Raw genomic sequence first — 15,370 nt, forward strand, 5'->3', positions numbered from 1 at the left:
TGAGCAAACCGTGGAGCTTGTTAAGGCTCCACGGTTTAGGATTAAAAAGTTTGAGTTCACATCCTAAGGCTCAACAATGGCAAAAGGCTCTTCGTTTTTATCTAGCAGGGCGAAGAAACGCATTAGATCAATACGGCTTCCTTCAAGACTCAACTGATCCGATGTCAGTAGTCCAGCAAGCTTTACGGTTCCCAAAATCACATCTAAAAACAAACCATGGGATATATTTAAAGTAGCATCCGCTTCTTCACCTTGCTTCGTAATACGATAATGAAGCACCGAATTTTCTATCCATAAAAAGTAGCTCTGCTGAAGATCAGTGAAGTTAACTTTGAGACTAAGCTCGACTCCTTCTGCTTCCGGGCCATTTAATTGAGCTGCCATCGCTGAGAAAAACTCTTCCACGGGCGCATGCTTCATTAAGTCCTTCGCTGAAGCCAAACTAATCATGGTTGAGCTTTTACCCTGCCCCAACTCCAAAGCTGCAGACAGGTACGCATCACGCCATGGACCAGATTCAGCCTGATAAGCCAATTGGGCATAGGCCTCAGCTAAAAGTTGCTTTGCCTCTTCACTGCGATTAGCGAACACCAAATGATTCAGTAATTCTGCAGCCCAGCGATACTCACCTTCCGAAACCGCTTGCCGAGCCTGCTCTAAAACAGCCGCCTCGCCGCCCATTGCACGAACATACTTTTCTGCAGCCGCTTCGGGCGGGAGGGGATTTAAATTAGCAGGGTTAGCATCGTACCAACCAAAATACGCTTGATAAACGGCTTTAGAATTGTGGCTCGTCGTTCCGTAGTAGCCGCGATTAGAAAAATTAGCCGACAAGCTTTTGGGCAACTCTATTTGCTCTGCAATTTCTTTCGGCGTTAAGCCTTTGTAAGCCAAACGCAAAGTTTGGTCGTGAATATATTTGTAAGTATCGCGCTGACCTTTTAAGAAACTATCGATTTCTTCACTGCCCCATATTGGCCAATGGTGGCTGGCAAAGTAAATCTGTGACTCTGAAAACAAGTTACGCGCTTCTTCAATATAATCGCTCCAAGCTAAGGCATCGCGTACCTTAGCACCACGTAAAGTGTAGAGGTTGTGCATATTTCTCGATAGGAGTTCGGCGCCACAGAAAGCTTTTTGTTTAGGCAGGTAGAATGTCAGCTCTGCAGGCGCCTCTGAATTAGGGGTGTATTGAAATTCAATGTCCACACCATCGACGGTATGACTTTGGCCAGTTTTTGATACAAGCACACTTGGCTGTACGATGCCGACAGTACCAAAGGCAGGTGCTTTACCTAAGCCCGTATCGACATGACCATAAATATTTTTAGGTAAATCTCGGCCATACATATAAACTGCTCGACGCCCCATGGTCGGGCCAGCCAGAATATTTTCGCTGGTAGCTTCTTCCATAAAATTTTCAGGCGCTATGATTGGAATGCTTGCGGCCTGCTCAGGATCAACAACTGCCAGGGCACCACCAAAATGGTCAACATGGCTATGGGTCATAATTAAACCCGTAACCGCCTTATCACCTAGATGCTTGCGAGCAAAAGCCAAAGCCGCTGCCGCCGTTTCTTTTGTAGTGAGCGGGTCCACCACAATCCATCCAGTCTGACCTTCAATCAAGGTCATATTGGAAAGGTCATAGCCGCGCAGCTGATAAATCCCCTCAGCAACTTGATAAAGGCCGTGCAGATTATTCAGGCTGGCCTGACGCCAAAGGCTAGGGTTTACCGTATCTGGAGCTGCTCCTTGAATGAAGTCATAGTCATTCATTCGCCAAATCACTTCGCCATCAGCGTTTTTAATTTCTAAATTGTCGTCTCTTGCGATAAGACCGCGCTTGGCCTGCTCAAAATCGCGTTTATCATCTAAGGCAAGCTGCTCCGCCACGGCTTTGTTTTTAGCTATTGTGAACTGGCTAGCCTTAGCATCGTGCACAGCCACACCGTCATTGTTCTCTGCTCCGCAGGCCAGCAATAAACCACTAATGCCCAGCAGCATTGCTTTTGTCTTGATATTTTTTAGGGTCATACCACTCTCCTTCATTTGATGATTGTTATAGCACGCAGAGCAAGGTATAAATGTAAACTAATTTACAATTGTCATTAATGGACAAATATTAGGCGGCAATATGCCACAGGAATCTCTCGGCTCACTTTCAAGCAGCTGCATGGCTTTGCTAGAGCCGCTATTTAAAGTGAAAAGCTACCAAGACGGTGAAATCATTCATGCTCGGGGCGAAAGGAAAGCTGGGCTTTGCGTTGTTTTAGAGGGATCTGTAAAAGTAGGCAACTATGGTAGCGATGGCCGCTATTTCCTTAGCAAGCTGTTAAAGCGCCACGAGAGCTTTGGCGAATTTACGGTATTCTCACAGCTGCCGCGGACACACACTTCAGAGGCCAAGGGGGAAACTAAGATTGGATATATCAGCCCAACAAAACTCAAGCGGGCCTTAAATACTGAACCGGCTATTGCTTTAGGTTTGCTGCAGTCGCTATCAACCCGACTTCATCTAAGTCTGGAGGCCTTAGATGATGCTAAGCGCTTACCTGTTCTTGTTCGGGTAGCAAAGATGATCTATGCCATAAACCTCGAGGAAGGAAAGATCGAAAACCGACACCTTAGCCAGGATGATATCGCCACCCAACTAGGCGTCAGCCGCATGGTCGTTTCAACATCTCTTAAACAGCTCACCGAGCTGGGCTTAATCAAAAAAGGCTATCGTCACATCCAAATACTCGACCTTGAGAAGTTTAGCGCCTGGATAAGCGAACAACAGCAAACAATGGAGCTGCTGGGTTAACCGCAATCGTAATTTAGGGCCATAACTTACGGCTATAATCAATGATTTTGAGATTTATATGTGACCATAAGCAATAGCTCATCCTTTAAAGAATTGGAATAGATTAATTACGTTTCTGTACCCCGCATGCTTTTAATTCGGAACCGTTATTGGATATCTGTAGTGCGAATCTAGTCAGCATTTAGACAATCAATAGCAGCTTCTACCAATAAGTTAATCTAGGTAAGACATGCATTTTAATTGGTAGGCCTTGCTTTAATTAGCCGGCTTATTATTAAAGTAGCTGCGTCGTTTTAGCTAAAATAGATAAGTAAAGTCGCTTAAGCACGCTGAGCAGGATGCATATAAAAGCTATTCGTCAGCTGCTCTTGCTTGGTGAAGAACTTGGTGTCTTTATAGGGGAGCTTCATAAAACCAGAAACCCCTAAACCATCGATTAAATGAATATTTTCTAATATCTTATCTAGACAAGCCTGAAACTCATCGACTTTACTGGCATCCAGTAGATTTAAATAATTATGTATCTTTAAATCCAACTCGACACTTTCAAAGATAATACAACCAGTATGATGAAGAGTATTCATATGGGCCAATACCTCCATGATCTCTTCTGGCAGTTGCAGCATTTCATCTGGATCGTCACCATCTTCAAAGTAGGAATGAAGGCGACTCTCTTCTTCTAGCACCACCTCATCACTGACATCAAAGTTAATACGCATATCACCGCTGGCTACAAAGGGGCTATCTGCACTCAACCTTTCAATGTGCAGTGTTTGCTTGGCATCAAAAATACAGCTTTTAAACACACCTTTTTTATTGATAGCTCGCCCTAGGTGCACAATATTATTAACCGCGGAGTTTAGTGCCGGTGCCATACTGCGATCATAGAGCCGCAGGCTGGAATCAATATGAATACCCTCTTCGTCCCAATGCATTGCCAATCCACCAACGATCGGATAATGACTGAGATGCGATACCGCAGTTACAAACGCTTTTTCGGTATCCGCCATGCCTGAAAGGTAATTCTTATAATACTTTTCAAGCTCGGCATTATTAATATCTTCTAGTTTTTCGATATCAACTTCTTGTCGTAAAAACGATTTACGCGAGCTATACACTACTGTTTCAATAGCTTGATCTTCCGACGCGACCCAAATCGGTAACAGGGCATATTGCTCATTGCGATTATGATCATGAATGGCCAGCTTGTTCATGTGTTGGATATTTTTGAAGAGGTAGTCACCCGCTTTGCGCCGAAGTTGCGCATCTTCAGACATCATATTGTTTAAGGTTTTTGCAAACTCTTCAGGCAGACCTAGTGCCAGCGGAGAAATGACCTTGCTACCAAAGCGACTACCTTGCCCCGATGCTAAGGCGTATAAGGTTCCTGCCAAACCCTGCTCGTCAAAACGCGGCGAGCTAAGCTGACCTTCTAACTGCTCTTCACCAATAAAATAGATATCTCCGAGCTTGGCATTGGTTTGATGCAAATCCGAGCTGAGTGCCGTAAGACCACCGTTTCCACTATGATGACCTTGATGATCTAGCTGGCCATAAACCGCCGCTCCCCAGTCGATGAGGCTGATTTGCCCGGTGTTTGGGTCTAGGACAATATTTGAAGGTTTGATATCACCGTGCACCAATGGGGCCCTGTCTCGTTTTTTGGCGCTATCTCTTAGGTGTTGCAATACATCAACCATTTGTTCGGTAATGCTTAGCAATAATTTGATATCTAGGCGGCCATGCTGTCTTGCGTAATCCTCTAAGTTTACTCCCTGCGCTCGGCTCATCATTAAGATCGATTGGCTGCGTACACGGGTAAATTCGATAAAGCTTGGGACATTGGGATGCTGCACTTGGGACAGCATATAGCCTTCTTCTTCAAGTCTTTCTTGCACGGCGACGGGTAAGGTTATACGTGCAAATTTAAAGACGTATTCTTCGCCATTGGCGGCTGTGCCGCTAAAGGCAAAGCCATAGGCGCCTTTGCCAAGCAGTTCAATATTAAGGTAGCCGAGGCGTTCGAGTTGTTGTTGGCAGAGGCTTAGCCAGTCTTTGAGTTTTTGTGCATCACGATGGGAGAGCAAGTAGAAGGATTGCTCTTCGTTGATGTAGAAATGCTGGAGTTGATCGCTTTCGATTAAGCTCATGGGTTTATTCTAAAGTCTGATTTTTTTCATCATAGCACAGGGAGCTTTTGAGGACTTAATCGAAGCTATTAACTTTAAGCAGCTTAAGCAGGTTAGCAATTGCAAATCTGACCGCCTGCCATGAAGTGGGGCGGCCTCCCAGGGTCGCAAAAAACAGCATCCATGCTAGCTCGGCTCCTCCTCCGAGTCGGAGACGCCCCTGGGAGGCCGCCCCACTTCATGACATTCTGCTAGGAGGTTTTTACAACTTACAAATCCAGGCCATAGAATCTTGCATCGGGATTGAAGGCAATCGCCTCAACTTTTAAACACCCTATTTGGAACATCGTGATAGGGGAACTATGCTAGCCGCCCTATCACAACATTCTACCTAGGTGGCCCCAGCTTAAACCATAGACGCTAACATAGTCGCAGGTTGTTCCAAGTATTGTTTCCACAAATTATTGAAACGAGAAATGGTGCCGCCATCAATCACGCGATGATCACCCGACCAGCTTACCGTCATAATTTGACGGGCTTCAACTTCGCCATTGGCATTAAAACGCGGCAGCTCTTGTACCCGACCCAAGGCCACAATAGCGACTTCGGGCTTGTTAATGATTGGGGTTGCCACGGTGCCGCCAATCGCACCGACATTTGAAATAGTGATGGAACCGCCACTTAAATCGGCTGGGCTGATTTTTCCACTGCGCGCTTCGGCCGTTAGACGAGTTACCTCAGCAGCAACATCTAGCAAGCTTAAGCTTTGAACATTTTTAATGTTCGGCACTAGCAATCCGGTTTTACCATCTACAGCCATACCAATGTTATGTTCAGCCAAATAGGTCAGCTCGGTGAAGACATCATTTACGCGGCTATTCATAATTGGGAATTCTTTGATTGCCAAAGAAAGCGCTTTAATAAACAGCGGCATCATTGTGATTCTCAGTTCATCACTGCCATACATAGCCTTGAGCTTTAAGCGCAACTTAATTAGCTCTGTGACATCAAACTCTTCCGCATAAGTGAAGTGAGGAATGGTAGATACAGATTCGGCCATTCTTGCGCCCATTACCGCGCGCACACCTTTAATGGACTCAACGCGATCAACCATATCGGCAGTCAAGGAAACGTTAGCATTGGCAGCTGGTACTGCAGCCGTCGATCCGCCATCTAAATAGTTAAGAACATCTTCTTTCAGTACACGGCCATTTTTACCGGTGCCTGATACAAGCGCCAAATCCAAGTCGTTTTCACGGGCAATTTTTCGTACTGCCGGGGTGCTAAGCACTTTGCCCGAGTTTTCGACGGCAGCTGGCTTTTCAGCACTTTCCGTCACCGCGGTATTTTGTTGTACCGCTTGAGTTTCGGTGCTGCTCGTTGTTTCCGCTGGAGCTTCACTAGCCTCTCCATCTAGTTCGATAGCAAACAGTGGGCTATGCACCTTTGCAATATCACCCTGCTGGTAATGCAGCTTAACCACTTTACCGGTGTACATTGAGGGGATTTCTACGATGGCTTTATCTGTACTTACATCAGCAACGATCTGATCTTCTTCGATCATATCGCCTTCGGCTACCTTCCACTCGATAACCTCACACTCAACGATACCTTCACCGATATCTGGCAGAATAAAATCTTTAATCATTTGTCAGCACCTCAGTAGTTCAAGCTGGCCACTAGGGCTTCATATACTTTTAGATAATCTGGCAAGTATTCTTTTTCATGAGCCAGAGGGAAAGGTGTGTCTAAGCCTGTCACACGCGCAATTGGCGACTCAAGTGAAAGGAAGCATTCTTGCTGAATCGTTGCTGCAATTTCGCCGCCGAAACCACCAGTGTGAGTGGCCTCATGGGCTATAACTAATCGGCCAGTTTTGCTTACCGAGTTAGCTACGGTTTCTACATCCCAGGGCAGCAGGGAACGTAAATCAATCACTTCACAAGAGATACCTTCTTCTGCAGCTTTATCGGCTGCCTTATGCATCTCGGTCATTTGTGCACCCCAGCCCAGCAAAGTTATGTCACTACCGCTACGTACTACTTCCGCTTTACCAATTGGAATCTCGTAATCTTCTTCAGGCACATCACCTTCAGAAGCACGGTACAAGCGCTTAGGCTCAAAGAACAAGACAGGGTTTGGATCGCGAATAGCGGAAAGCAGCAAACCTTTGGCTTGATACGGATTAGATGGCATCAGCACTTTAAGACCGGGGGTGTGACAGAAATAAGCCTCCGGAGACTGCGAGTGGTACAAGCCACCAGCGATACCGCCACCATAAGGGGTGCGGAATACCAAACTGCCAACATTAAATTCATTACCCGAACGATAACGAAATTTTGCAGCCTCATTTACGATCTGATCGAAAGCTGGAAAAATATAATCAGCGAATTGAATCTCGGCAACGGCAGTCGAACCTTGAGCAGCCATACCAATCGCAAAACCGGCAATACCCTGCTCGGTCAACGGCGTGTTAAAACAACGGGCCTTACCATATTTTTCTTGCAGATGGCTGGTCGCACGGAATACACCACCGAACTTGCCCACATCTTCGCCCAGACAGATCATACTGTCATCAGCAGCCATCGCGGTATCTAGGGCATTATTAATGGCCTGTAGTAAATTCATCTTAGCCATGTTTTGCACCTCCTGCGACAGGATAATTCTCTGGGTATTTAGCGATATGCTCTTTTAATTCTGCGTATTGTTTTTGCAAGTGCGCCGGCGGGGTGTCGTAGACATCCGTGATCAACTCATCAATACCAGGCATCGGCTTTTTCTCTACGCGCTTCAACGCGTCCAGTACTTCCTTACGGTAGCCTTCTAGAATGGCTTTTTCTTCTTCACCATTCCACCAGCCTTTGGACTCCAGCCAATTTTGCATACGCTCGATAGGATCTTTTTCTCGCCACTTGTCTTCTTCGTCTTTACTACGATAACCACTTGGATCATCGGAAGTAGAGTGGGCACCTAAACGGTAACTCATGGTTTCAACAAGCACTGGCTCGTTATTTTCCAGAGCGATGCGACGCGCTTCAATCGACGCGGTATAAACCGCTAAGATGTCATTGCCATCTACGCGAATGGTCTTAATACCATAACCTACACCACGAGGAGCAATACCATCACCTTTAAACTGCTCTTCAGCTGGAGTGGAGATGGCGTAGCCGTTATTGCGACAGACAAAAACGACCGGGCAATTTAATACCGCCGCCATATTTAATCCGGCGTGGAAATCACCTTCCGATGCCGCGCCTTCACCAAAGTAGCAGAGTGTGCACGCTTGATTTCCCTGCAACTTTTGCGCATAGGCATAACCGGCAGCTTGCGGAATCTGTGTTCCGAGAGGCGAGCTGATTGTCATAAAATTCAGCTCATTGGAGCCGTAATGCACAGGCATCTGACGACCTTTACCCAGATCATCTTCATTACTCAGCAGCTGGTTCATAAACTGCTCTGTAGTAAAGCCACGCCAGCGAATTGCCGCTTGCTCACGATACTGCCCCATGATCATATCCTTCATGGAGAACGCCGCTGCGGTACCAGTAACCGCAGCCTCTTCGCCCGCACAGGTCAGATAGAAACTCAAACGCCCTTGGCGTTGAGCACTGATCATGCGCTCATCCAAAACACGGATGTAAACCATATTGCGGTAAAGTTTAATGGCGGTTTCTTGATCCATTTCTGGCGCTTCGGCACCAGCCTGGATACTGCCATCAGCATTGAGAATGCTTAAGGTAGGAATGGGTAAGTCATGACCTTCGATAAACTGTGCTTTATGCATCAGATTAGGCTTCACATCGCTTGCGCTACTCATTTTTGCCTCCGTAAACTCACTGGCGCACACTTACTCAAGTGATTCCTTGAGCGCTTCATGTGCGCAAAGAGTGCTGCAAATTATTGTATTTAGAGCTTAGCACCGAGCCAGCTAGGGAGTCCTGCTAATCTAAGAGCGAAAGAAAGCGTATTTGGTAGGGTTGGCTAAAAACCTGAGCCAGACAAGAATAAATCCCCAAAATTCGGGCAATATATCTTTTTTGAACTAAAACCTAGACATTTTGTAGTGATTAATTCTAAGAAACCAGAACTTAATAAGCACAGCTGAAACACTGCGTCTTAGGGTACGCAGCGTTTCAGTATTAAGATTTTTAGTCTTTAGTTCGTGCTGGAGACAGCTCCATTAGCTTGCCAGTATCAGTAAGTAAATAGATATAGCCCTGAGGGCCTTCGGTCACATAGCGAATGCGCTCATTACTATCATCTAGCAAGCGCTCTTGCTCCTCTAGGCTGCCATTAGCCGACAAGCTTAACCGGTTGATATGAGTCTGCGCGAGGGCTCCAGCGAAGAAGTTATCTTTCCACTCTGGGAAAGCCTTTCCGGAATAAATCATCAAACTGCTGGGGGCAATACTAGGCACATACACCTTAGCGGCATCGACCATGCCCTCTTTACTGGTCGCCTCACCTACCATTTTGTCTTCACGATATTCCTTACCGAAAGATACTGTAGGCCAACCGTAATTCTCGCCCGCCATCACTTTGTTAATCTCGTCCCCACCACGCGGACCGTGCTCGATTTCCCATAGCTGACCCTGGCTGTCAAAAGCCAAGCCCTGCGGGTTGCGGTGACCAAAGCTGTAGATCTCGGCTTTGCTATTGGCATGATTATAAAACGGGTTATCCGCTAAGGCTTTACCATCCAAACCAACTCTTAGCACAGTCCCAATGTGGTTACTGTTATCTTGTGCCGGCTGACGCTTAGCGCGATCGCCGACTGAAAAAAACAAAGCTCCATTGCCATCAAATACAATGCGACTGCCATAGTGACGGCCGGTATTGCTGTCGGACTCAGTCACTAACAAATCTTCCCAAGCCAGCAGTTTATTGCCCGACAATTTCGCGCGAGCCAGCGCTGTACGGCCATGCATACCCGACTCGTCACTGCGCTTGCTGTAGGTGAAATAACTATAGCCATTGCCATGATTTTGCACATCGAGCAAACCACCCTGTCCATAGACATAAATGTCATTTGGCAAACCCGTTACCACTTGCGACTTCCCGGAGCGCAGATCTACGCGCTTGGCGGTGCCTCCTTTCTCCGTCACCAACACTTCATCATCATTAATAAAGCTCATGCCCCACGGGCGATCTAAACCTGTCGCCAGCTCTTTAACTTGAAAATCGGCAGCCTGACTTAACGCTGCACTAAAAGCCAAAACAGTACTCAAAATGGTTTTTTGCATGAGCCTAAAATTCCTATTTGCCTCTGGGGCGATATGTTATTGGTATTTATCTTCACCCACACGAAGCCAGCCACCAGGCTGCACTCCTCTCGGGTCGTGGTGAGTCCAATGGATAACACCACCTTTTTTATTCCACTCGTAACGTCCCTTTATAAACAAAGTTTGCCCTGCCCGTAAAGGGGCCCTGGGAGCCAAATCGATATTGTGAGCCACTAATAAGCTCGGCAAACCCTCCCGCCTTACCAGGAAGCGCTGATGCTGACTGCCTTTAGTATCATCGGGCAATAACTTGTATACCGTAAATCGTGTTTCGTTAAACCATACCTTGCTGCGCTTAGCTTGTACGGCTTGCTGAAGGCTAGCAAGATCATCACCATCAACACTGAGCGCATTTTGCTTAAGGGAAAACTGATATAGACCGTAGACCAACAGTATCAATACTACGCTAAAGGCTTGCTTCCAAAATCGGTTCTGATTCACATTTTATCCTTATCTAAAATTAGCGTTTTTAACAGTCAGCTTATTTTATCGTTGTCTGACTGTCGCCAGGCTTAATCACGCCATGCATTAATCAGTAAATTTCTGGGGCTAAGGTGTTTGGGGCAAAACTGCAGCAACTCTACAGAAAAGCCATTCTCCTGCAAATACAACAACTGATCCAAAACCACAGCAAGCTCTAAAGGGCGCCGAAATACCAATCGAGCTAGGTCCAAGCGACGTGCATCATTAAAGCGCTTAAGCCCAAGCGTTTGATAACGCTTCCAATCCACCTCAGCAGGCAGCTGTAATTGGCGCTTGTCAGCCAATAAACGACAAAAGCCTTCGAAACCCAACTGCAAACTGGATTGCGGTAAGGAAGGTGTACTGAGATAGGCATCTATCCCTCGGAGATCACGTTGCAAGACATCAAAGCCCAAGCGCCACTGCTGCAATTGAACTCGCTTTTTTTGCACCGCCTTCGGGGCTGTAACAGTCTCTTGGACTATCGTATGTAAATCTCGGCGCCGTAAAGTTAGCTCTGCCTTTTCGGCGGCAGCTGACAAAAAACTGTGTTGATCGGCTGATATTTTTTGATAGCAACATGGCACCAAGGAGACAGCTTCAAGCTGTTGCTGCTCGGCTAGCTGCAGCATTCGGCGATGTAGATCGCCACAGGCATGCAGTGCAAAAACATGATCACCAGCAGCAAGCCATCCCCCTGCTGCTGCCTCCAACACATCGCAAGGCACTATTGAAAGCTCACCTGCCGACAAACTATTGGCCAATTCATTGCCGGCATCTACTAGGCTCTGATCCCATTCTAAGCCAAGCACAGGGCACGATTCAGTAAGCGCGAGAAAGCGCCCTAAGTGCCCTTTTCCGCAACACCAATCTACCAAGCGCTCGGCTTTTGCCGGAGCCGCTTGATGAAAATACCTGATTTGCTGCCATTTTCGACCTGGAATATGACTGGGAAAAAAACGCATTTCTTTCCCTAAATCCGGAAGTTCCGCGGGACAAATTTCAATGCCACCTGCAATATCTATCAACTCATCCAAACCAGAAATGTATGGACTTAGGAATTTCCCCAAACTAGCCACATCGTTTTCCAGCTGAGCTAAACCAAACTCATCAAGGCTCAATAAGGCAGAGCTCAGAGCTTGGTTTTCAGCTTGCCATGACAAGCTTGGCTTTCGAAATGCCTGTGCCTGCCAAAACTCCTTCTGCTCATAGAGCCCTTGACATAATCGAGAGAAGTACAGTTGATAATCGTGGCTCATATATCTGTGCCTAAGTGCTGATGGCAAAGCGATAGCCCTAGGGGAATCTGGGGCGCTAAATGTGTATAATGGGCTGTTTTGAACAACAGTATAAAATTATATGCAAATCCAGCAATACTTCACCCCCCACGCGGAGAATTCTGAGCAATTCAGCTTTAGCCGCGAGCAAGCCAGTAACTTTGCAAAATTCATCGCCAATGATTTCAACCCCATACACGATGTCGACGCAAAACGTTTCTGCGTTCCTGGCGATCTACTCTTTGCCATCAGCCTTGCCAAGGTGGGCCTAAGTAAGAGCATGGCGGTAGATTTTACCGATATGGTAAGTGATGGAATTCTGCTTAGCCTACAAAGCAATGAAGATGGCAGCAATGAGCTTATCGCTGACAATGGCAAATGCTATCTCAAACTTTTTGAAGAAGGCGAGCATTCCAACGACGAGGATTTAATCAGCAGCATTAGCGAGTCTTATGTCGCCTATTCTGGATTGACCTTTCCGCATATCCTGGTACCGCTGATGCGCGAAAAGAATGTCATGATTAACCCGGCAAGACCGCTGGTAATCTACGAAGGCGCCAGACTAGAGCTCGATCGCCTAGATGTTAAGGAAGCCAAATTGGTTGGGGCGGAGTCGAAACTCGAAGTTAACGGCAAACGCGGCACCGTAACACTTGGCTTTGATGTTATGTCCGGCGAAGATCGAATTGGCCATGGTGAAAAACGTATGGTGCTTTCCGGCCTAAGAGAATTTGACGAGCAAGCTATGACTGATGTTGTTGCTTACTATAAAGAGCGCCAGCAACAATTGTCCTAACAGAGCCTAGTCCTAGCCCCCTAAATAAAGGGGGCTAGAAATTGAACCTTAGCTAAAGCGGCGCAGTGTAAAGCCAAACAAAACGAAAGCCAGAAGAAATTTCATCATCCAAGGCATTAGGGGAACTGCAACGCTTGGCCCAGCAGGCGCCATGGCAGCCGCAAAACCAAAATCGAAACTGTGATCATTTTGTCCTGATCGACCTGTCGTCAAAGCGCCTGTACTGTTAGAAGTATCCACATTGACCTCTAACCATTGGCCATTTAGCACCCCGTTTGAATCTCGCATTCGCGCATTGGCTTCACTGGCATTCGCATTAGCCAACGTTGGATTATTGGTGCCACATACCGATTCAATGGCATTTATATTTGGCGCTGATTGCATATCGATTGCAATAGTACAGTTACTGTAACGTGGAATAATGCTGGAACTGGTATTGGCTGAGCTTGACCACACTGCGTCGGTAAATAAATACTGCCCATTAATATCGGTTTGCATTTCAGCGAACTCGGCGCCACAACTTAAGCGTAAAGTAACCGCTGAAATCTCAGCCTCACCTGGATCTTGAATACCATTACCGTCATTTCCAGAATAGCCCGAACTTTGATCACACCAAACTCGATTACCTAGCTGCAAAGGTGCCGCCTCACAGATTAGCTCTGAATCACCTAGACTAGTACTTTTACCGGAAAAACCATTACCAGCGCCACGATACAATTCCGTGACTCGACTTTTACTACCATCTGCAGTACTCAGCCAATATAAGCCTCCACTATCCAAACGCTCCGGATCAAGTGCTGTCATTACTAATTCATCAACGCCGTTCAAAACCGCTACACCGCCAAAAGCAGTCTCGCGATGATCTTCACCCGGAGTTAGAAACTCATCACCCGAAAAAAATTCATCACTGGCAATATTGATCACTTCAATCTGATACTCCTTATTAGCCAGTGCTGTTGCTCTCAACAACTCTCCGCCACTAACCGTATAGAAAAGTGTTGTGGTATCGGCAGTATTAGTTCCTAAATTTCTACCTCCCATCTGCAAAGAGGTGCGATCAGAAAAATTAAGTAACATATTGCCATGATCATCAAACTCGATATCCGAAAGAATCGGCGAAGGCTTGGAAAAGAAATTTTCACCCGAAGTAATCGGATTACGAAAATCTGTAATTTCATCTCCCCACGGCTGCCAAGCGCCATTTTGACCGGGGTAAGGGGCCTGGCGGGGATAATCTAAGGCAAAGGCAGGGACAGCCGTATGCCAATTACCGCCGTCAAAACGATAAACAGCAGCACTCAGGTCAGTGCTAGCCCCGTCATTCTCTGCACTGCACACCACTCCTAGATAAACGTCACCTTGGTATGCTTTTACAGCCCAAGGCCTCGCTACGCCATTAACGCAGCTGCCCGAGTCATGATTTGGGAAGCTAGGCAAAGCTATCGGCGCTTGTGAGGCATCTCTACTATCGAAGCGATAAACTGCTCTATCGTGCAAGTTAACTGTATAGAGATGGATTTGATCATCCGCCATGCTGACACCACCAAGATCAACCTTGCCGACAAGATCGATCGCTAATGCATCATGATTGCCATCACTCGGATCAATTCCGTCAAGACCTCTAGCACTATTACTGGGTACCACACCTACGCTGATACCATGATCGGAAAATCGGCTAAAGACGCTTGGGGCCGCAGGGCTATTGAGGGCATTTTCTTGAACATATATAACACCTTCTCCGGCGGGCCCTAGCGCTGAATGACGCTTCAGCATTGAACTCATAAATAAGCGATCGCCGTCACGTTGATAAGCCAAGCCCCAAACGGCACCGGTTTGCTGTTTTGCAGCCAACATAGATTTATTTGCTGCAAGATAAGATACAGCGACAACGGTATCACTAGGGTTTACAGAGCTAGCAGAATCGCCATTAACAAAACAGCTCACCGCAATGTCAGGATCGCTATGGCAGAACAAACTAGGATTATGCAAAGGAAGGTCAATATTATCGCCGTCCTCGGCAAAAATAACTTGGCTTAGTTCACCCGCGCCGGCAAATAGAAACTTTTTCTGAGCCTCAGTCAAAGTAAATTCTAGGCGAACTGGGCCGGTGATTCCCGTTAAATTAAACTCACCTACAGAATCTGTAAACTGCGGCGAGTTGCCTACCGCTGCACCATCAACACCATAGGCACTAACCATCACATCAGCAATAGGAGGCTCATTAGCGCCATCATCCACACCATTGGCATTGTAGTCATTAAATATACTGCCAGTAATATCGGCAAATGAAACATCGGCAACACCCATACATAAAGTGATTATTGCCAATTTGAGAGAACTGCTTTTCATGTAGTGCTCAATCCTTATTAATTCACGGATAGAAGCCCAAGACCACCTGTTCTATCTACTCGATACGGCAAATAGAATTTTATTATTTTCCTTATTCTAGATTTATATCTTCCCTGATTTTTAAGTTAGCGCGAATTTATAGGAGCTAAAAGTAGCGGTCAAGATAAGGGGTGGATAGGAAAGCAATGACTGGCTTGGTGGAACTCTTCGGTCAGAATTACTTAGGATAAATTAAAAAAATGACGAGATCGCAAAGATAAAAAATC

11 protein-coding genes are annotated in these 15,370 nt (G+C 46.4%); 2 read left to right on the forward strand and 9 right to left on the reverse strand.

Features of this window, described 5'->3' with window-relative positions; genetic code table 11:
* Nucleotides 1-63 precede the first annotated feature (63 nt).
* Nucleotides 64-2,037, reverse strand: a complete 1,974-nt coding sequence (locus Q1A08_RS04340; RefSeq protein WP_299770191.1) for an alkyl sulfatase dimerization domain-containing protein — start codon at nt 2,035-2,037, stop codon at nt 64-66.
* 100 nt (nt 2,038-2,137) lie between these two features.
* On the opposite strand from Q1A08_RS04340, the gene Q1A08_RS04345 reads away from it, so the two are divergent.
* Nucleotides 2,138-2,809, forward strand: a complete 672-nt coding sequence (locus Q1A08_RS04345; protein ID WP_299770193.1) for a Crp/Fnr family transcriptional regulator — start codon at nt 2,138-2,140, stop codon at nt 2,807-2,809.
* Between the two features lie 320 nt (nt 2,810-3,129).
* On the opposite strand, the gene Q1A08_RS04350 is transcribed toward Q1A08_RS04345, so the two are convergent.
* From Q1A08_RS04350 to Q1A08_RS04380, 7 genes are all read right to left on the reverse strand, one after another.
* Nucleotides 3,130-4,959 carry a protein kinase gene (locus tag Q1A08_RS04350; protein ID WP_299770195.1) on the reverse strand — a complete coding sequence of 610 codons (1,830 nt, stop codon included), beginning with the start codon at nt 4,957-4,959 and terminating at the stop codon, nt 3,130-3,132.
* 385 nt (nt 4,960-5,344) lie between these two features.
* A complete protein-coding gene (locus Q1A08_RS04355) occupies nt 5,345-6,586 on the reverse strand; it encodes a 2-oxo acid dehydrogenase subunit E2 (protein ID WP_299770198.1) in 1,242 nt (413 codons plus the stop codon).
* Between the two features lie 11 nt (nt 6,587-6,597).
* Entirely contained in the window at nt 6,598-7,575 is a 978-nt protein-coding gene (locus Q1A08_RS04360) for an alpha-ketoacid dehydrogenase subunit beta (RefSeq protein WP_299770200.1), read from the reverse strand.
* Nucleotides 7,568-8,755 carry a thiamine pyrophosphate-dependent dehydrogenase E1 component subunit alpha gene (locus Q1A08_RS04365; RefSeq protein WP_299770202.1) on the reverse strand — a complete coding sequence of 396 codons (1,188 nt, stop codon included), beginning with the start codon at nt 8,753-8,755 and terminating at the stop codon, nt 7,568-7,570. Before Q1A08_RS04365 ends, Q1A08_RS04360 begins: the two co-directional genes overlap by 8 nt.
* A gap of 331 nt (nt 8,756-9,086) precedes the next feature.
* Nucleotides 9,087-10,181: a PQQ-dependent sugar dehydrogenase gene (locus tag Q1A08_RS04370; protein ID WP_299770204.1), complete on the reverse strand. Its 1,095-nt coding sequence runs from the start codon at nt 10,179-10,181 to the stop codon at nt 9,087-9,089.
* 36 nt (nt 10,182-10,217) lie between these two features.
* Entirely contained in the window at nt 10,218-10,661 is a 444-nt protein-coding gene (locus tag Q1A08_RS04375; protein WP_299770207.1) for a DUF3465 domain-containing protein, read from the reverse strand.
* 71 nt (nt 10,662-10,732) lie between these two features.
* A complete protein-coding gene (locus Q1A08_RS04380) occupies nt 10,733-11,941 on the reverse strand; it encodes a methyltransferase (protein WP_299770209.1) in 1,209 nt (402 codons plus the stop codon).
* A 100-nt stretch (nt 11,942-12,041) separates the two neighbouring features.
* Here Q1A08_RS04380 and Q1A08_RS04385 point away from each other — a divergent pair, with 100 nt between their 5' ends.
* Nucleotides 12,042-12,755: a DUF3581 family protein gene (locus tag Q1A08_RS04385; RefSeq protein ID WP_299770211.1), complete on the forward strand. Its 714-nt coding sequence runs from the start codon at nt 12,042-12,044 to the stop codon at nt 12,753-12,755.
* A gap of 48 nt (nt 12,756-12,803) precedes the next feature.
* On the opposite strand, the gene Q1A08_RS04390 is transcribed toward Q1A08_RS04385, so the two are convergent.
* Nucleotides 12,804-15,104 (reverse strand): SdrD B-like domain-containing protein, encoded by a 2,301-nt coding sequence (locus Q1A08_RS04390; protein WP_299770212.1) that lies wholly within the window; start codon nt 15,102-15,104, stop codon nt 12,804-12,806.
* Nucleotides 15,105-15,370: the final 266 nt, after the last annotated feature.

It is taken from the genome of uncultured Pseudoteredinibacter sp. (assembly GCF_947500695.1).
Lineage (GTDB): Bacteria > Pseudomonadota > Gammaproteobacteria > Pseudomonadales > Cellvibrionaceae > Pseudoteredinibacter.